Origin of the sequence: Streptomyces sp. NBC_00433 (genome assembly GCA_036015235.1) — a bacterium.
Taxonomy (GTDB): domain Bacteria; phylum Actinomycetota; class Actinomycetes; order Streptomycetales; family Streptomycetaceae; genus Actinacidiphila.
The window spans coordinates 4,297,501-4,316,650 of the sequence record CP107926.1; the positions used below are offsets into that span (position 1 = coordinate 4,297,501).

9 protein-coding genes (1 of these 9 cut by a window edge) are annotated in these 19,150 nt (G+C 74.0%); 3 read left to right on the forward strand and 6 right to left on the reverse strand.

All coding sequences use genetic code 11. The annotated features are described in order from the left end of the window. Positions 1 to 1,121, forward strand: the 3' portion of a protein-coding gene (locus tag OG900_18170; GenBank protein ID WUH95817.1) for an MFS transporter. It extends 148 nt beyond the left edge of the window; only the last 1,121 of its 1,269 coding nucleotides appear in the window; its start codon lies off the left edge, out of view; the stop codon is at positions 1,119 to 1,121. Between the two features lie 571 nt (positions 1,122 to 1,692). On the opposite strand, the gene OG900_18175 is transcribed toward OG900_18170, so the two are convergent. Next, complete coding sequence (locus tag OG900_18175) at positions 1,693 to 3,423, reverse strand: SpoIIE family protein phosphatase (protein ID WUH91844.1); 1,731 nt, start codon at positions 3,421 to 3,423, stop codon at positions 1,693 to 1,695. Positions 3,424 to 3,550: 127 nt separating this feature from the next. Continuing rightward, the gene (locus OG900_18180; protein WUH91845.1) at positions 3,551 to 4,933 is read right to left on the reverse strand and encodes an NAD(P)/FAD-dependent oxidoreductase; all 1,383 of its coding nucleotides are present in this window, start codon (positions 4,931 to 4,933) and stop codon (positions 3,551 to 3,553) included. A 307-nt stretch (positions 4,934 to 5,240) separates the two neighbouring features. On the opposite strand from OG900_18180, the gene OG900_18185 reads away from it, so the two are divergent. Together OG900_18185 and OG900_18190 are read left to right on the forward strand one after the other, a co-directional pair. Beyond that, positions 5,241 to 6,059: a TetR/AcrR family transcriptional regulator gene (locus OG900_18185; GenBank protein WUH91846.1), complete on the forward strand. Its 819-nt coding sequence runs from the start codon at positions 5,241 to 5,243 to the stop codon at positions 6,057 to 6,059. 394 nt (positions 6,060 to 6,453) lie between these two features. Beyond that, positions 6,454 to 8,280 (forward strand): sigma-70 family RNA polymerase sigma factor, encoded by a 1,827-nt coding sequence (locus OG900_18190; protein WUH95818.1) that lies wholly within the window; start codon positions 6,454 to 6,456, stop codon positions 8,278 to 8,280. 26 nt (positions 8,281 to 8,306) lie between these two features. On the opposite strand, the gene OG900_18195 is transcribed toward OG900_18190, so the two are convergent. The 4 genes from OG900_18195 to topA all read right to left on the reverse strand — a co-directional run bounded on the left by OG900_18195 (position 8,307) and on the right by topA (position 18,791). Beyond that, entirely contained in the window at positions 8,307 to 9,026 is a 720-nt protein-coding gene (locus OG900_18195; protein ID WUH91847.1) for a DsbA family oxidoreductase, read from the reverse strand. A 113-nt stretch (positions 9,027 to 9,139) separates the two neighbouring features. Further along, positions 9,140 to 12,412, reverse strand: a complete 3,273-nt coding sequence (locus tag OG900_18200) for a winged helix-turn-helix domain-containing protein (GenBank protein WUH91848.1) — start codon at positions 12,410 to 12,412, stop codon at positions 9,140 to 9,142. A gap of 325 nt (positions 12,413 to 12,737) precedes the next feature. Continuing rightward, positions 12,738 to 15,785: a dTMP kinase gene (gene tmk, locus OG900_18205; protein ID WUH91849.1), complete on the reverse strand. Its 3,048-nt coding sequence runs from the start codon at positions 15,783 to 15,785 to the stop codon at positions 12,738 to 12,740. Between the two features lie 198 nt (positions 15,786 to 15,983). Further along, positions 15,984 to 18,791: a type I DNA topoisomerase gene (gene topA, locus OG900_18210; protein ID WUH91850.1), complete on the reverse strand. Its 2,808-nt coding sequence runs from the start codon at positions 18,789 to 18,791 to the stop codon at positions 15,984 to 15,986. Positions 18,792 to 19,150: the final 359 nt, after the last annotated feature.

The window sequence follows — 19,150 nt, forward strand, 5'->3', positions numbered from 1 at the left end:
TCGCCGCGCTCTTCGTGCTGCCCTTCACCGGGCGGATCATCGACCGGCGCGGGCCCGTACCGGTGGCCGTGGTCGGCACGGTGCTCGCGGCCTCCGGGTCACTGGGGCTCGGGCTGTCCGGAAGCGAGCCGGTGGTCATCGCCGCGGCCGGGGCACTGGGCGCCGGGATCTCCGTCGTCCAGCCGGCGCTGGCGACGATGATCGTCTGGTGCTCGACCACGGCGACGCGGTCCAGGGCCTTCGCGACCCAGTTCTTCCTGGCCAACCTCGGCCTCGGGGTCGGCGGGCTCATGGGCGGGCTGATCGTGGACACCGCGCACCCGTCGTCCTTCATCCGGCTCTTCGCCATCGAGGCGGCGATGTTCCTCGTGCTGGGCGCGGTGATCGCCACGGTGCGGCTGCCGCACGCGGTCCGGTTCGACGCCGTCACGGCCCCCGACGCCGCCGGCGGCTGGCGGCTCCTGCTGCGCAACCGGGCCATGGTGATGCTCTGCGTGCTCGGCTTCGTGCTGTTCTTCGCGTGCTACGGCCAGTTCGAGTCGGGTCTTTCCGCCTTCGCGGTGACCGTCACACACATCTCGCCGGCGATGCTGGGCGTCGCCCTGGCCGCCAACACGGCAGCGATAGTGCTGGCGCAGTTCGTGGTGCTGCGGCTGGTCGAGCACCGGCGGCGCAGCCGGGTGATCGCGGCGGTCGGCCTGGTCTGGACGGTGGCATGGCTCGCCGCCGGGGCCTCCGGGCTGGTGCGCTCGCACCACGCGGTCGCGGTGGTCGCGATCATCTCGACCTACGCGCTGTTCGGGCTGGGGGAGGCCATGCTCGCGCCGACGGTGTCGCCGCTCGTCGCCGATCTTGCGCCCGAGCGCATGGTTGGGCGTTACAACGCCGCGTTTGCGCTGGTCAAGCAGCTTGCTCTGGCGATCGGGCCGGCGGTCGGCGGCCTCATCGCCGCGGCGGGGGCGTACTCCGCGTACGTCGGCCTCCTGGTGGCCTGCTCCCTGGCCGTCTCAGTCATCGCCCTCCGCCTGGGCCGCCACCTGTCTCCGACCCAGGACTCCCCCCACCGCCACACCCGAGTGGTGGCCCAATCCCCCTCCCTCCACTCCACCCCGGTCTCCTGACCCCGGCCACCCCCCTCCCGGGGGGGGGACACTCTCGGGGGCGCGGGGAACTGTGCGGCCAGCCCCCACGCACCGTCGTATGCCAACGGAGCGCGCCACTCCATGGGCGCGAGGCTGCATCTGATCTGCGGCTGACGCCGCGCGGACGCGACCAGCCCACCACCCACCGTCGCGTGACGACGGACCACCACAACCCCAGGGACGCGTCGGGGTACCCCCAGGCGAAGCTCTGGGGGAGAACGGAGCGGCCAACCCCCACCGGGCGCGCGGGTCGTCACCGACCCAAAGGGGCTGTTGCTGTCGAAGACGGACCACCGGCCGCTGGGTGGCTGAGCGCGCAGTTCCCCGCGCCCCCGAGGGGCACCCCCCCTGCCGGAGGGGAACCCCCACGCCCCGGGCCCGGGGAAAGGCACCCCCTGGCCGAAGGGCACCGCCCACCCACCGCGCCCAGCGGAAGGGCGCCCCCCTGCCCAAGAGGAGCCGCCCTCCCCCGGGCCCGGGGAAAGGCACCCCCTGGCGGAGGGGAAGCGCACTCACCGCGCCCGGAGGGCGGTGGCACCGTCGGGACTCCTCAGCCCGGAAGGGTGAATTCGCACCAGACGGCCTTGCCGCCGCCCGGCGTGCGACGTGAGCCCCAGGACGATGCGATCGTCGCGATGATCGAGATCCCGCGCCCGGCCTCGTCCGCGGGCTCGGCCCGTCGCCGCCGCGGCAGATGATCGTCACCGTCGGTGACTTCGATCACGAGCCGCCGATCCGTGCGCCGGAGGCGCAACCGCATGGGCGGTGTGCCGTGCTTGAGCGAGTTGGCGACCAGTTCGCTCACCGCGAGCAGGCCGAGGTCGTGCAGTTCGACGGGGAAGCGCCAGGAGGCGAGCACCCCGGTGGCGAAGGCGCGGGCGCGCGGGGCGGCCTCGATGCCGCCGAGGAGTTCGAGCGAGGCGTTGCGGAAGACCTCGCCGTCGGGGTGGCCGGTGTGGTCGGGGTATTGCAGGACCAGGACGGCCACGTCGTCGTCGTGCTGGGCGGTGACGCCGAGCGCGCGCATGAGGCGGTCGCAGACGACCTGGGGGGCGCCGGTGGCGCCGGCCAGCGCCCGCATGAGGGTGGAGACGCCTTCCTCGATGTCCTCGCCGCGGCGCTCGATGAGGCCGTCGGTGTAGAGCACGGCGGTGCAGCCGGGGCCGAAGGGGACGGTGGCGGAGTTGTGGGTCCAGCCGCCGGTGCCGAGCGGTGGCCCGGTGGGCTCCTCGGTGCGCTGCACGGTGCCGTCGGGGTCGCGGATGAGGATCGGCAGGTGGCCGGCGCTGGCGTAGGACAGCCGGCCCTCGCTGGGGTCGTGGACGGCGTAGACGCAGGTGGCGATCTGGGTGGCGTCGATTTCCGACGCGAGGCCGTCGAGCAGCTGGATGACCTCGTGCGGGGGGAGGTCGAGGCGGGCGTAGGCGCGTACGGCCGTGCGGAGCTGGCCCATGACGGCGGCGGCGCGCACCCCGCGGCCCATGACGTCGCCGATGACCAGGGCGGTGCGGCCGGCGCCGAGGGTGATGACGTCGTACCAGTCGCCGCCGACCGCCGCGTCGGTGCCGCCGGGCTGGTAGGTGGCGGCGAGCCGGAGGTCGTCGGGCTGTTCCAGCTGTTGGGGCAGCAGGCTGCGCTGGAGGGTGACGGCGGTCTCGTGGAGGCGGCGCTCGCTCTCCCTGAGCCTTTCCGCGGACTGGACCTGGTCGGTGACGTCGGCGGCGAAGACGAGGACGCCGCGGCGTTCGGGGTCGGGGTCGCCGGCGTGGACGGGGGTGCAGGTGAAGGTGAAGTAGCTCTGACGGGTGAGTGCGGTGGTGTCGGCCCTGCTCACTTTGCGGGCTTTGACGGTACGCGGTCGGCCGCTGCGGTGGACCTGGTCCATGAGCGGCAGCAGGCCGAGCTCGTCGAGTTCCGGCAGGGCCTCGCGGGCCGGGGCGCCGGGGGCGCGGGGGCCGAAGACGTCGGCGTAGGCGTCGTTGACGAAGCCGACGCGGTGGGCCGGGCCGTGGGTGACGGCGATGAGTGCGGGCAGTTGGCTCAGCACTCCCGCGAGGTCGCCCGGCGTGCCGCCTATGGCGGAAAGTGCCAGGTCGTGGGCTTGCGAGGGGGTGTCGGTGCGGGCCGTCACCGAGGGTGCGAGCGGGTCCGCGGGGGCGGTGGCGCCGCCCTTGGTGCCGGCGGCCGGTGCGGCGGCGTCGACGGTCTTGGCGCGGGCCGCCGGGACGGCACCGCGTCGCTGTGTTCCGGGGAGCCGGGCGCTCCAACGCGTGAGGTTCAAACGTCCGATTCCTCGTATTTGTCACTCTTTGCAGGTGCTGCCGCACGGGTGGTCACCCGCCCAGTGTGGCCGACCGGGGGCCTGCGAGGGAATCGCACCGGTGCGCGGACGGCGTGCCGAGGGGCGCTCACGGACGCGGCCGGCTGCCGTCACCGCCGCTTCCCGCGGCCTGTTCGAATTCGGCCCGCGGGTGCTCCAGGGAGCCCAGCGAGACGATCTCGCGCTTGAAGAGCCCGGACAGGATCCACTCCGCGAGCACCCTGGACTTGCGGTTCGCGGTCGGCATCCGGCTGAGGTGGTAGACGCGGTGCACGAACCAGGCCGGGTAGCCCTTGAACTTGCGCCCGTAGAGCAGGGCGACGCCTTCGTGCAGGCCGAGGGAGGCGACGGAGCCGGCGTATTTGTGGCGGTATTCGGTGAGCGGTTCGCCGCGCAGCTGTGCCACGACATTGCGGGCGAGCACCTTCGCCTGGCGTACGGCGTGCTGGGCGTTGGGGGCGCACAGGACGCCCTCGCGGTCGGCGGTCAGGTCGGGTACGGCCGCCGCGTCGCCGGCCGCCCACACGTCGTCGCGGCCGGCGACGCGCAGGGTGGCGTCGGCGACGAGCCGCCCGCGGCCGTTGAGCGGCAGCCCGGTCGCGGCCAGGACGGGCGCGGGCTTGACGCCCGCGGTCCACACCACGGTCCTGGTGGGCAGCCTGGACCCGTCGGACAGGACGGCGATCCGGTGCTCGCACGATTCGAGGCGGGTCTCCAGGCGGATGTCGATGTTGCGCCCGCGCAGCTCGCGGACGGCGTAGCGGCCCAGCTGCTCGCCCACCTCGGGCAGGATGTGGTCGGTGGCCTCGACGAGCACCCACTTCATGTCCTCGGGGCGGACGTTGTGGTAATAGCGCAGGGCGTAGCGGGCCATGTTCTCCAGCTCGCCGAGCGCCTCGACGCCCGCATAGCCGCCGCCGACGAAGACGAAGGTCAGCGCCGCCTCGCGGACGGCGGCGTCGCGGGTGGAGGAGGCGATGTCGAGCTGTTCCAGGACGTGGTTGCGCAGCCCGATCGCCTCCTCGACGGTCTTGAAGCCGATCCCGTACTCGGCCAGGCCCGGCACCGGCAGGATCCGGGAGATCGAGCCCGGCGCGATGATCAGCTGGTCGTACGGGATCTCGGTGGCGCCGCCGCCCTCCTCCTCGGTGGCCGGGGTGACGACGCTCGCGACCCGCTTGTCGTGGTCGACAGAGCGCACCTCGCCGACGACGATCCGGCACCGGTCGAGGACCCGGCGCAGCGGCACGACGACATGCCGCGGCGAGATCGATCCGGCGGCCGCTTCAGGGAGAAAGGGCTGGTAGGTCATGTACGGCTGCGGTTCGACGACCACGATCTCGGCCTCACCGCGTTTCAGCCGCAGCTTTCGCTGCAGCTGCAATGCCGTGTACATGCCGACATAACCACCGCCGACCACAAGAATGCGCGGTGTGCTTGCCCTGCCCGTGGCCGCCGACTCCGTCGTCATTGCTCCATGACGCAATGGCCGGGCGCCGTTTGTCCACAGGGCGGGCGCCATCATTCGTGGGAATCGGCGTCCCCGCAGGTCCGCCGCACGTATCCGCATCGGGCCATCCGCGGGCAAACGCCGCAGGGCGCAACCGTGTCCCGCTCGGCTCTCGAAGAGCCCGCGTCCCAGGGATCACTTCCTCTTCATTCTTGACGCGCCCTCAACTATGTTCGTATCTCGTAGTAGTGCGCGGCTCAGCGCACGCGATCGACGAGGGCGGGGAGTCTCCGGGGGGAGACATTCAATTTTCCGGGGGGATACATACATGCGCATTCAGGACACGACGTGGACGACTTCCGCAGGTCCGGGCGGGGGCACCGACAGGGCGGCGCCCCTGAGGGTGGACGCCCAGCGGAATCTGGAACATGTGCTCAGGGCCGCCCGTGAGGTGTTCGGCGAGCTGGGCTACGGCGCTCCCATGGAGGACGTGGCACGCCGCGCCCGGGTCGGCGTCGGCACCGTCTACCGCCGCTTCCCCAGCAAGGACGTGCTGGTCAGGCGGATCGCGGAGGAGGAGACGGCGCGGCTGACCGAGCAGGCGCGCACCGCGCTGGGCCAGGAGAACGAAGCCTGGTCGGCGCTGGCCCGCTTCCTGCGCACCTCTGTCGCCTCCGGCGCCGGGCGGCTGCTGCCGCCGCAGGTGCTGCGGGTGCAGGGCGCGCCCGGCGGCGAGCCGCACCCCGCTCACGCGGCCGGGGAGGCCGAGGGCGGCGGCGACGGCGTCCGGGTGCCGCAGCAGCGGATCAGGTTCGGCGCCGACCCCGCGGAGGGGGCGCGCTCGGCGCCCGGCGACCACACCGGCCGCGACGACTCGGCCCCCACCGGTCCGGTCGGCAGCCGCACCACGCGGGTCGAGGACCAGGAGGGCATACGCACCCTGCTGGACGTCGTCGGCCAGCTCGTGGAAAGGGCCCGGGAGGCGGGCGAGTTGCGTGCCGACGTCTCGGTCGCCGACATCCTGCTGGTCATCGCCACCGCGGCGCCCTCGCTGCCGGACGCCGCCCAACAGGCGGCGGCCTCAGCGAGGTTGCTCGACATCCTGCTGGAAGGACTGCGCTCACGCCCGTCGGAACGACCCGCCTGACGCCCCGCCACCCGCGGGCGCGGACACCGGCCGCCGCTTGGCCCATGAGGGTGAGCGCGGAAGACCGGTGGACGATCTTTCCACGGAAGGGTGGTTCCGCCGAAGGGCACGACCCCGGGGGCCTCCGCTGTGCCAGGCTGTGCCCGTGGATGAGCCAAACGGGGAATCCGGCGCCGCCCCCGCCGCGGGGGCCGGCCCGGAAGGCGGCGCCGAGCTGCCGTCTCGCAGGGTGCCGGGACAGCGTGACCCTGTGGCGCGCCCCGAGACGGCGATTCCGGGTCAGACGCGCCCCGACCCGGCAAGGGTCGGGGCGCCGCGCACCGATCCCCTGCCCCGCAAGGCGACTGACGACCCGCCGGCGGCCGACGCGCCGGTCGCGCCCGCCGACGAGGACCTGCTGCCCGCGGGGCACCCCGAGCCCGGCTCAGGGCTGTCGGACGAGGAGCTGGTCGACCAGGTCAGGGCGGGCCGGGACGGCGCGTACGAGGAGGTCTACCGCCGCCATGCCGAGGCGGTGCGCCGCTACGCCCGTACGTGCTGCCGGGACGCGCACACCGCTGAGGACCTGACCGGTGAGGTTTTCGCCCGCACATTGCAGGCGATCCGCGGCGGCAGCGGCCCGCGTTCCGCGGTCCGCGCCTATCTGCTGACCACGGTCCGCCGGGTCGCCGCGACCTGGGGCGGCACCGCCCGCCGGGAGCAGCTGGTCGAGGACTTCGCCGTCTTCGCCGTGAGCGCGGCGGGCGCCGGCGCCGAGGCGGCCACGAGCGCGCCGGCCGCCGATGTGCGGGCCATGGAGGAGGCCGAGCGGTCGCTGGCCATCCAGGCCTTCCGCACCCTGCCCGAGCGCTGGCAGACGGTGCTGTGGCACACGGCGGTCGAGGAGGAGCCGCCCAGCGCCATCGCCCCGCTGCTCGGCCTGACCGCCAATGCCACGGCCGTGCTCGCCCACCGTGCAAGGGAGGGCCTGCGGCAGGCGTATCTGCAGGCCCACGTCAGCTCCACCCTCACCGCCGAGGGCGGGTGCGCGCGCTATGCCGACCGGCTCGGCGCGCACGCGCGCGGCGGCCTGCGGATGCGCGCGGACCGCGAGCTGAACCGGCACCTGAAGGAATGCGAGCGCTGCACGGCGGCCTCGCTCGAACTGGCCGACCTCAATTCGGCGCTCAAGGGGCTGCTGCCGGTCGCGTACATCGGCTGGTTCGCCGCCGTCTACGCCGCGAAGGCCGCCGGAGTGGCCGTCGTGGCGGGCGGCGCCGCGGCCGCGGGAGCCGCAGGGGGTGCCGCGGCCGCCGCGGCGGGTTCCGGCTCGGGCGGTGCGGGAGGCGCCGCCGCGAGCGAGGGGCTCGGCGCGCCCCTCAAGGCGGGCATCGCGGCGGCCATCGTCGTCGCCGCTGCCGCCACCGCCTTCGCGCTGACCACGGGCCATGGCGCGAAGCCGCACAAGGCGCTGGCCAAGCCGCCGGTGGCCGCTCCGGTCGCGACCAAGCCCGCGCCCCCGCCCCCGCCGCCGTCCCCCCAACCGCAACCCGCGCCCAAGCCCAAGCCGGCTCCGAAGCCGCCGCCGCTCGCGCCGACCCATCAGCCGGCGCCGGAAGCGACCGTGCAGCCGACTCCGAAGGCGACCACCCCGCCTCCGCCGCCGGAGCCGACACCCGCGCCGCCCGCAACGACGACACCCAGCCCCACGCCGCCGGCCACCCCACCGGTGCTGCCGCCTCCGCCCCCGCCACCGCCGCCCCCGCCCCCGCCCCCACCGACGGTCTACAAGGTCAATTCGCTCGGCATCAGCGGCGTCGGCGACCCGACGGAGCCCACCATCCGTGCGGCCGCCTCCGCGCGCGGCTGGTGGTGGGACCGCTGGGGTCTGAGGATCGGCGGCACGGCGTACAGCCACGGCATCAGCGTGCGCGCGCCCTCGTCGGTGACCGTCGACCTCAACCGCGCCTGCGTCTCCTACGACGCGCGCGCCGGGGTGGACGACCTGACGCGGCTGCTGCGCGGCGCCGTGAGCTTCTCGGTCTACGGCGACAGCACCCGCCTGTGGAGCTCGGGCGCGGTCCGCGGCGGCGACCCGGCCGTGCCGGTGCACATCGGCCTGACCGGCTACAAGACCATGCGCCTTGTCGTCACCCCGGTGTCCCGGCCGGGGCAGCACGGCGACGGATGGGGCGTCACGGGCCTGGCGGACTGGGCCGACGCGGAGATCAGCTGCTCGTAGGGCAGCCGCGGATCAGGCGCGGCGGGTCAGCGGGCCGCGGTCGTGCCGTCGGCCGCGGGCACCTCGCACACACCGTCGGCGCAGGCACCGGCGTCGGTGTCGGCGACGTCCGCGGCGGCGGCGGTGTCCTTGGCGACCTGCTCCAGCACCCGCAGGAAGGTCGAGGTCTCCTGGCCGCCCTGCACGGCCCACTGGCCCTCGAAGACGAAGGTCGGGACCGCGGTGATGCCGAGCTGCCTGGCCTCGTCGATCTCGGCGAGCACCTCGTCGAGCAGCTCGTCACCGCTGAGGAAGTCCGCGACCGCGTCCCGGTCCAGGCCCACCGCGACGGCCGCGTCGGTGAGGTGCTCGTGGTCGCCGATGTCGATGCCCTCGCCGAAGTGCCCCGCCATCAGGCGGCCCTTGAGCCGGACCTGCGCCTCGGGGCCGTGTTGGTCCAGGGTGAAGCGCAGCAGGCGGTGGGCGAGCAGCGAGTTGTTCTCCAGGACCGTGTCGAAGTCGAATGCGATGCCCTCGTCGGCACCGAGCGCGGCGATCCGCTGGTCCATCGCCGCGGCCTGCGGCCCGAACTTCGCCGCGAGCACCTCGCGGTGCGGGCGCGCCTCGTGCGGGGCGGACGGGTCGAGCTGGAAGGGGCGGTAGACGACCTCGACGGGCTTGGGGAAGGCCGCGAGCGCCCGCTCGAACCGGGCCTTGCCGACGTAGCACCACGGGCAGGCGATGTCGCTGTAGATCTCGACCTTCACGGCTCTTCTCACTTCCGGCGGGCTGAGGGGGTGTCGGCGGGGCGCGGCGGGTTCGGCTCCCGGGCTCCAGTATTCCTTGAAGCCTCAATGACGTAAGTCGCGGTCCCCGACCGCTATTCCCGCGGCTGCTCCCCACCGCCGCCCGCGGCGCCCAGGTCCGCGCTGCCGCCCGCCAGCACCGCGACCAGAGCCGCGGCCTGCTCCCGGTCCAGGCCCGCGCCGCGCTCGCGGGCCGCCGCCACCTCCGCCGCGGACAGTGCGGCGGCCGCCCGGGCCGCCACCGCGTCGGCGACCTCCTGCTCGGGCACGCTGCGCGGCACAAGGCCCCGTACGGCGTCCGCGGCGGCCAGTGCCACCACCGCGGTCCTTGTCTCGCCGAGCGCCGTCAGCACCTCGGCCGCCACGTCCAGCTGCGCGCCGAGGATCTGCTCCGTGCACCCCGAGGCCAGCGCTGTCCGCAGCGCGTCGTCCACCAGGGCCAGCGCGGCACGCGGATCGCCCTCGGCCACCGTGATCCGCGCCGCCAGACCGCCCAGCACGACGTGGAACATCGGCGGCGGGGTGCCGTCCGAGGCGTGGCCCGCCGCGAGGTCGCACCATTGCCGCGCCTTCGCCACCTCGCCGTGCCGCAGCAGCAGCATGGCCTGGAGATAGCGCACATAGGTGCGCGCGTCCCACACCGAATAGCGCTCGGCCTCCTCGTCGGCGCGCGCCACCAGCCGGCCCGCGGCGTCGTCGTCACCGGCCCGGTAGGCGACCTCCCCCAGCCGCGCGATCAGGAAGGCGGCCTCGGCATAGGCCCCCAGCTCCTGGCCGAGCCGGTGTGCCGCCTCCAGGTCGGCACGGGCCGCCGCGTAGTCGCCGTGGGCCATCGCGATCTCGCCGCTCGCGCTGTGCACCTGGGCGCGGATCCAGCGGTCGCCGAGGCGGTCGGCCAGCGTCTCCAGCTCGGCCCGGCTGTCGTCGGCGTGGGCGAGACCGCCCGGCGAGTCCACCGCCACATGGGTACGGAACATCAGCGCCGTCGCCAGCTCCCAGTCGCCGCCGTGGACGCGGCAATTCGCCACGACCGTGTCCGTATGGCGGCGGATCTCCGGGAAGCCCCCGAGAAGATACGCGGTGAAGGGCCACAGCAGCCCGGGAAAGCGCGCGGCCGAAGGACCGCCCGCCCCGTACGCCTTCGCAAGCACCTCGGCCAACGCCAGCGATTCGGGCGACGACAGCTGGTCCTCCGCCGCGTGGTCGCTCTTGACGAAGAACAGCAGCATCCGCGCGTCGATCCGCGGCCAGTACAGCGGGTCGTCCGGGGCGTCGGACGGATCGCCGCCCATCGCGACCACCCGCTCCAGCCAGCCGTCCGCCTCGTCCCGGTAATTGCGCAGCCACCAGAACCAGCCCATCGCCAGCACGATAGCCAGCGCGTCCTGCTCCTCGCCCGCCTCGATCGCGCGGTGCAGCGCCGCGCGCACATTGTCCAGCTCGGCTTCCAGCACCTCCAGCCAGCGCATCTGGTCCGCCCGGCGCAGCTCGGGATCCGCGATACGGGCCAGGTCGCGGTAGTGGACGGTGTGTCGGCGGGCCGCCGACGCAAGCTCACCCGGCAGCTCGGCGGCGCGCTCAGCGGCGTATTCGTGGATCGTCTCCAGCAGGCGGTAGCGCGCCTGCTGCCCGCCCTGACCCTCGGGCGCCGGCACCAGGTCCGCGACGACCAGGGACTTGTCGACCAGCTGCGCGACCGTCTCCAGCGCGTCGGGCCCGCACACCGCCTCCGCCGCGGCCAGGGTGCAGCCGCCCGCGAAGACGCTCAGCGCGCGCAACGCCGTGCGCTCAGGCTCGGTCAGCAGCTCCCAGCTCCAGTCCACGACCGCGCGCAATGTCTGCTGCCGCGGCAGCACGGTGCGGCTGCCGCTGGTCAGCAGGCGGAAGCGGTCGTCGAGGCGGTCGGCGATCTGCCGCGGTGACAGGGCGCGCAGCCGGGCCGCGGCCAGTTCGATCGCCAGCGGCAGGCCGTCAAGACGCCGGCAGATCTCCCGCACCGCCACCGCGTCGGGGCCGTCGTCGTCCCCATAGGGAGCCGCGCCCGGCCGTACGGTCGCCGCGCGCTCGGCGAAGAGCCGGTAGGCGGTCGGCGGCGGCAGCGGCTCCACCGGCCGGACCACCTCGCCCGGCACCCCGAGCGGCTCCCTGCTGGTGGCCAGCACCGTCACCCCCGGGCAGGCGGCGAGCAGCTCGGCGGTCAGCACGGCCGCGCCGCCGATCACGTGCTCGCAGTTGTCGAGCACCAGCAGCAGGCGGCGGCGCCCGCAGTATTCGAGCAGCCGCTCCACCGGGTCGTCCTGATATCCCTCGCCCCGCAAGGGCCCCGTCGTGAGGACCTGGGCGTCACGCCGGCCCAGCGCGCTGAGCACCGCGTGCGGAATCGCGGCCGGGTCGTCCAGCGGGGCCAGCTCCGCGAGCCACACGCCGTCGAGGAAGCCGCCGGCGGCCCCCTCAGCGGCCTCCTGGGCCAGCCGGGTCTTCCCGGACCCGCCAGGGCCCGTCAGCGTCACCAGGCGGGCCACCGCGACGTCCTGGCGGATGTCCCGCAGATCGGCCTCCCGGCCGACGAAGCTGGTCAGCCTGGCCCGCAGATTCCCGGCCGCCGGCGGCCCCGGCGGCTCCGACGCGGGCTGCCGCAGCAGATCCGCGTGCAGCGCCCGCAGCTCCGGGCCCGGGTCCGCGCCCAGCGCCTCCGCCAGGACCGTCCTGGTCTCCTCGTACGCCACCAGCGCGTCCGCCGTCCGCCCTGCCGCGCGCAGCGCCCTGATCAGCTGCGCCCTGAACGCCTCGTCCAGCGGATGCGCCGCCACCGCCTCCCCCAGCGCGGGCAGCACGTCGGCCGCCCTGCCCAGCGCCAGGTCCGCCTCGATGCGCAGCCGCCGCGCCGTGCGGTGCAGCGCGTCAGGCCGGGCGGCCGCCGCCGCCCGCTCCGGCAGATCCGCCAGCGCCGGCCCGCGCCACAGCGCCAGGGCCCGCGCCAGCACGTCCGCCGCTTTCTGCGGGTCCCCGCCGGTCAGGGCCGCGTCGCCCTCGTGGACCAGCCGCTCGAACTCGTACAGGTCCACGGCGTCGCGCTCCGCCGCCAGCCGGTATCCCCCCGGCTCCGACGTCACGGCCTCCCGGCCGAGTGCCCTGCGCACGCGGGCGACCAGCGCCTGGAGCGCGCCCGCGGCGTCCGCCGGGGGCTCCGCCGCCCACACCTGCGCGATCAGCGTCTCGGCCGGCACGGGCCGTCCGGCGTCGACGGCCAACGCGGCCACGAGTGCTCGCGCCCGTCCCCCGCCCAGGGCCACGGGCCCGCCGCCCGTGTCCCGCACCTCGGTAACCCCCAACACCAAATACCGCACCCCCGCATTCTCCCCGCGGGTTGCTGTTACGGACTCCACGGTGCCGCTGCGTGGGGGCCGTGCGCGCAGTTCCCCGCGCCCCTGGGTGGGTGCCACTTGCTGTGGCGGGGCTTTCTTTCGCGCCTCTTCGGCGGGGCGCGCAGTTCCCCGCGCCCCTGAAAACGCTCACCCTCCGTCCAGAGGGCAAGCCCCTCCCAGGGACCAGCGCCTGACGGCGAAGGACGCAGGCCAAAAGGGGCGCGGGGAACTGCGCGACCAGCCACGACGGCAGCCGCAGGCAGGGATCGGACCGCAAGGTGCAGGTCGGGGGGCTCCCCGCCAGGGGCTAGTGGCGGGGGTGGTCGCCCTCGTCGTGGCGGCCGAGAAGCTCGTCCGCGAGAGTCGGAAGGTCGTCGAGGGGCGTCTCCTCGGCCCAGTCGGGCCGAGGCCGGCGCGCGGCGGGCGACTGGACCGCGGGAAGCTCCCGCGTCCGGTCGGTCTCGCCGGGGCCCGGCTCGGGCCGGAAGAGCCACGGCGGCACGCGGTCCGCCGGATCCGCGTCGCTGGCGGTGCCGGGCACGGGCGGCAGGACGGCCGTCTCGTCGTCAGCGGCAGGCTCCGGAGAGGGAACCGCGGGCAGGACCGCCGTCTCGTCGGAGGAACCGGATTCCGGCTCGTCGGAGGAGTCGGGCTCCGGAGCCGGCACGACGGGCGGCAGCACCGTGGTGGTCTCGGAGGAGTCCGTGGACGGCGCGTCCTCGGGAACGACCGGCGTGACGACCGTCGTCGCGTCGTCCACCTCCGCGGGGGCGGGGGTCGCGGCCCGAGCCGCCTCGGCGCGGAGGAGCGCCTCCTCCGCCTTGCGCTGCTTCTCCAGCCGCCGAGCCTCCGCCTCGGAGCGCAGCCTGGCCTGCTCCTCGGCGAGCCGCCGCAGCCTGGCCTGCTCGGCCTCCCTGGCTGCGGTCTCCGCCGCGACACGCCCGGCTTCCTCGGCGGCGAGGCGGTCGGCCTCCTCCTGGCGGCGGCGCACGACCTCCGCCTCCTGCGCGGCCTTGCGTTCCGCGATCTCCTGCCGGGCGGCCTCCTCGGCGGCGAGGCGCCGTTCCTCCTCCTCGCGGCGGAGCTTCTCCAGCTGTGCCTGCCGCTCGCGCTCGGCCCGCTCGGCCTCCGCCTTGCGGGCGGCTTCCTCGGCGACGAGCCGTGCGGCCTCTTCCGCGGCCTTGCGCTCGGCTTCGGCGCGGGCCTCGATCTCCTGGTCGGACAGCGGGAGGACTTCGTCGAGCCGGTGGCGTATCACCGTGGTGACGGCGGCCGGTTCCTGGCCTGCGTCGATGACGAGGTAGCGGGCGGGGTCGGCGGCGGCGAGGGTGAGGAAGCCGGCGCGGACCCGCTGGTGGAATTCCGCGGGCTCCGATTCGAGCCGGTCGGGGGCCTCGGTGAAGCGCTCCCTGGCGGTTTCCGGCGACACGTCGAGCAGCACGGTCAGGTGGGCGACGAGCCCGTCCGTGGCCCAGCGGTTGATGCGGGCGATCTCGGTGGGCGCCAGGTCGCGCCCCGCGCCCTGGTAGGCGACGGCCGAGTCGATGTAGCGGTCGGAGATGACGACGGCGCCGCGGGCCAGCGCGGGGCGTACGACGGTGTCGATGTGCTCGGCACGGTCGGCGGCGTAGAGCAGCGCTTCCGTACGGTGCGAGATGCCGCCGGACGACACGTCGAGCAGGATCGACCGGAGCCGCTTGCCGACGGCGGTGGCGCCGGGCTCGCGGGTGACGACGACTTCGTGGCCCTTGGCGCGGATCCAGCTCGCGAGCGCTTCGACCTGGGTGGACTTGCCGGCGCCGTCGCCGCCTTCGACGGCGATGAAGAAGCCGGTGGAGGCGGGCGCGGCGGACGGTTCCGCGCCGCGCAGCGCCTCGCGCAGGTCGCGGCGCAGCGGTACGCCGCTGCGGTCGTCGGTCTTGCCGAGCACGAGCGCGGCGACGGGCAGCAGCAGGGCGCCGACGAGCATCAGGGTGTAGGCGGCGCCGGCGTGGTCGAAGGTGAAGCGGCCGTTGTCGACGCGGTGCGGGCCGATCGCGGCGGCCAGCAGCGGCGCGCAGATCGCGGCGACGCCGAGCGCGGCCCTCGCCATGGCCTGGAGATGCTCGGTGGTCCTGGCCCTGCGGGTCTCCTCGGCCTCCTGCTCGATCAGCAGGTGCCCGGTGTTGGCGCTGATCCCGGCGGCGGTGCCGGCGAGCAGCGCGAGCAGCAGCACGGTGGTCGGGTCGGGGACCAGGCCGGTCAGCAGCAGGGCCACGCCGGTCACGCCGATGGCCAGGGCGAGGAGCCGCCGCCTGGACAGGCCGGGCAGGGTGCGGGGTGCGACGCGGATGCCGAGCACGGTGCCCGCGGACAGGACGAGGACGAGCAGGCCGAAGCCGGTCGGGCCGAAGCCCAGTGCGGCGGCGTGGAGGACTGCCACGGACACGGCCGCAGCGATGGCGCCGGCGACCGCGGTGGTGGCCAGTACCAGTAGCGGCAGCGTGCCGGTCCTGCCGTTCTCGGCGCCGGCGGGGCCCTTGGGCAGCCGGAGTCCTTCGAGCGGCGAACGCGGCCTGGCGGCCGTGCCCGACGGGAGCTCCAGTGCGGAGAGCACCGCCATCGAGGCGGAGAACAGTCCGGCGGCGACGTAGGAGGACAGCGCGACCTGGTGCAGGTCGAACCAGCTGACGCCGGTCGCCAGCAGCGTGTTGACCAGGGTGATGACGACCATCGCGGCGGCGGCGAGCGGCAGCGCGACGAAGCTGGTCCGCAGGTCGAGCCGGTGCAGCGTGGCCAGGTGGTCGGGCGCGGGCCGAACCGAGGTGTCGCCCGGCGGCGGCAGCAGTACGGGGGCGGCGCCGTCCTTGGCGACGGCCCACAGCCGCTCGGCGATCCCGGCGACGAAGGCGGTGCCCAGCAGCCAGATGTGCGCCGAATCCGGCGACCAGGTGATCCACAGGGGTGCGACGATGAAGAGCGCGAGGCGTACGCCGTCGGCGCCGATCATGGTCCAGCGGCGGTCCAGCGGGCCGCCTTCCGCGGTGGCCGCGGACAGCGGGCCGAGCAGGACGGCGCCGAAGAGCAGCGTGGCCACGAGGCGGGCCGCGAAGACCGCGGCCGTCGCGAGTGCGACTCCGCGGTATCCGCCGCCGAACGCGTTCGCCGCGCTCGTCGCCTGCACTGTCAGCCAGAGCAGCACCAGCAGCCCGAGGCGGTCCGCGACCGCGCCGGTCAGCTGGGCATTCCACAGCTTCCGCAATGCCGGGATCTTCAGCAGCGCGCCCACCGCGCGGTCCCGTGAATCCGCCGCCAGATCGCCCGCGAAGGCGGGTGTGACGTCAGCGGGCTGCGGGGGCTGCTCGGATCGCGTCATCCCAACAGCCTATCGCCCATCCCCGCGCTCCCGGGCGCCAGTCCGCGAGCCCGGACCTGGGCACCTCCGCGGCAGGCGGCACCTGGAGGGGCGCGGGGAACCGCGCGCGCGACACACCACCGGCCGTGGTCCGGCAACAACCGAACAGGCCCCTCTCGGACGGTGACGACGCGCCGCCCGAGCGCAGAGGGGCCGCGGCTACTCCGCGGAGGGCGCGGCCTTCTTCGCCGTCGTCTTCTTGGCGGCGGCCTTCTTCGCGGGCGCGGCCTTCTTCGCCGCGGCCTTCTTGGCGGGCGCCTTCTTCGCCGGAGCCGCCTTCTTCGCCGTCGTCTTCTTCGCGGGCCCCTTGGCCCGCTTCTCGGCCAGCAGCTCGTAGCCCCGCTCCGGGGTGATCGACTCGACGTCGTCGTCCCGGCGGAGCGTGGCGTTGGTCTCGCCGTCGGTCACGTAGGGGCCGAAGCGGCCGTCCTTGACGACGACGGGCCGCTCGCTGACCGGGTCGGTGCCGAGTTCCTTCAGCGGCGGCTTGGCCGCGGCGCGGCCGCGCTGCTTGGGCTGGGCGTAGATGGCCAGCGCCGCGTCGAGGGTGATCGTGAAGAGCTGGTCCTCGGCCTCCAGCGAGCGCGAGTCGGTGCCCTTCTTCAGATACGGCCCGTAGCGGCCGTTCTGCGCGGTGATCTCGACGCCCTCCGCGTCCGCGCCGACGACGCGGGGCAGCGACATCAGCCGGAGCGCGTCCTCCAGGGTGACGGTGTCGAGGGACATCGACTTGAAGAGCGACGCGGTGCGCGGCTTGATCGCGTTCTTGCCGGTCTTCGGGGTGTCCTCGGGGAGGATCTCGGTCACGTAGGGGCCGTAGCGGCCGTCCTTGGCGACGATCGGGCGGCCGGTCTCCGGGTCGTTCCCCAGCTCGAAGTCGCCGCTGGGACGGGCGAACAGCTCTTCGGCGTATTCGATGTCCAGCTCGTCGGGCGGCAGCTCGTCGGGGACGTCGGCGCGGCGGTGGTCCTCCTCGCCGCGCTCGCCCTTCTCGACGTAGGGGCCGTAGCGGCCGACGCGCAGCACGATGCCGTCGCCGACCGGGAAGGAGGAGATTTCCCGGGCGTCGATGGCGCCGAGGTCCTCGACCAGTTCCTTGAGGCCGCCGAGGTGGTCGCCGTCGCCGCTGCTGCCGGGCGAGGCGGCGGCCGCGCCCGGGTCGTCGGCGCCGAAGTAGAAGCGGCGCAGCCACGGCACGGACTGGGCCTCGCCGCGGGCGATGCGGTCGAGGTCGTCCTCCATGGAGGCGGTGAAGTCGTAGTCGACGAGCCAGCCGAAGTGCTTCTCCAGCAGGTTGACGACGGCGAAGGACAGGAAGGTCGGGACGAGCGCGGTGCCCTTCTTGAAGACGTAGCCGCGGTCGAGGATCGTGCCGAGGATGGTGGCGTAGGTCGACGGGCGGCCGATCTCGCGCTCTTCCAGCTCCTTGACCAGCGACGCCTCGGTGTAGCGGGCGGGCGGCTTGGTGGCGTGGCCGTCGGCGGTGACCTGCTCGGCGGTGAGCGGGTCGCCCTCGGTGACCTGCGGCAGCCGGCGCTCGCGGTCGTCCAGCTCGGCGTTGGGGTCGTCGGCGCCTTCGACGTAGGCCTTGAGGAAGCCGTGGAAGGTGATGATCTTGCCGGAGGCGCTGAATTCCGCGTCCCGGCCGTCCGCGGAGGTGCCGCCGACCTTGACGGTGACGGACTGGCCGACCGCGTCCTTCATCTGGGAGGCGACGGTCCGCATCCAGATCAGCTCGTACAGCCGGAACTGGTCGCCGGTCAGACCGGTCTCCGCGGGGGTGCGGAAGCGGTCGCCCGAGGGGCGGATCGCCTCGTGCGCCTCCTGCGCGTTCTTGACCTTGCCGGTGTAGGTGCGCGGCTTGTCCGGCAGGTAGTCGGCGCCGTAGAGCTGGGTGACCTGGGCGCGGGCGGCCTTGATCGCCGTCTCGGAGAGCGTCGTGGAGTCCGTACGCATGTAGGTGATGAAGCCGTTCTCGTACAGCTTCTGTGCGACCTGCATGGTGGCCTTCGCGCCGAAGCCGAGCTTGCGCGAGGCCTCCTGCTGGAGCGTGGTGGTGCGGAAGGGCGCGTAGGGCGAGCGGCGGTACGGCTTGGACTCGACGCTGCGGACCGAGAACCGGGTGTCGGCGAGTGCCGCGGCAAGGGCGCGGGCGGCGGTCTCGTCCAGCTGCAGGACGGTGGCGCCGCCCTTGAGCGCGCCGGTGGCGGCGTCGAAGTCGCGGCCCTGGGCGACCCGGCGGCCGTCGACGGAGACCAGCCGGGCGTTGAGCGTGGACGGGTCGGTGGCGTCGCCGGTGCGGCCGGTGTCGAAGACGCCGGTCAGGTCCCAGTATTCGGCGGAGCGGAAGGCGATGCGCTCGCGCTCCCGCTCGACGACGAGCCGGGTGGCCACCGACTGGACGCGGCCCGCCGACAGGCGCGGCATGACCTTCTTCCACAGCACGGGCGAGACCTCGTAGCCGTAGAGCCGGTCGAGGATGCGGCGGGTCTCCTGGGCGTCGACGAGCCGCTGGTTCAGTTCCCGCGGATTGCGGACGGCTTCCTGGATGGCGTCCTTGGTGATCTCGTGGAAGACCATCCGGTGCACCGGGACCTTGGGCTTGAGGATTTCCTGCAAATGCCAGGCGATGGCCTCGCCCTCGCGGTCCTCATCGGTGGCCAGGAAGAGTTCGTCGGAGTCCTTCAGAAGCTCCTTGAGCTTCTTGACCTGTGCCTTCTTATCGGCGTTCACGACGTAGATCGGCTGGAAGTCGCTGTCCACATTGACGCCGAGCCGCGCCCAGGGCTGGCCCTTGTACTCCGCCGGCACTTCGGCGGCCCCGTTGGGGAGGTCGCGGATGTGCCCGACGCTGGCCTCGACGACGTATCCAGGACCGAGATAGCCCTTGATCGTCTTCGCCTTGGCGGGCGACTCGACAATGACGAGTCGGCGGCCGGCCGGTGCGGTCTCGCGGGTCGGGGACAACTTCGCTCTTCTCTCCGGTTCGAAGGGGTGACGCTGCGGAGTGTGACCGTACCTCCCGGTCCTGTGTCAAACGGGAAAAGTCAACAACGCCATCCGAACGGTAACCCGACAAGCGGTCTGTCTGCCGCATGGACGGGTCATGTCAGAGTCCGGTGAGACGCCCGACACCCCGGCGGGACGGACCGCGGCGGGAGGCGCCGGGGGCGCGACGCGGCGGGCGCGGACTGCGATGATGGTCCGCGACAACGGCCGCGCCGCCCGCTCGCGGACGGCGGGCCGCAGCAGTACAGGGGGATCGGATGTCCGACCAGAATCCGTACGGGGACGGCGGTCCTCGGAGCGGCGATCCGCAGTCGGAC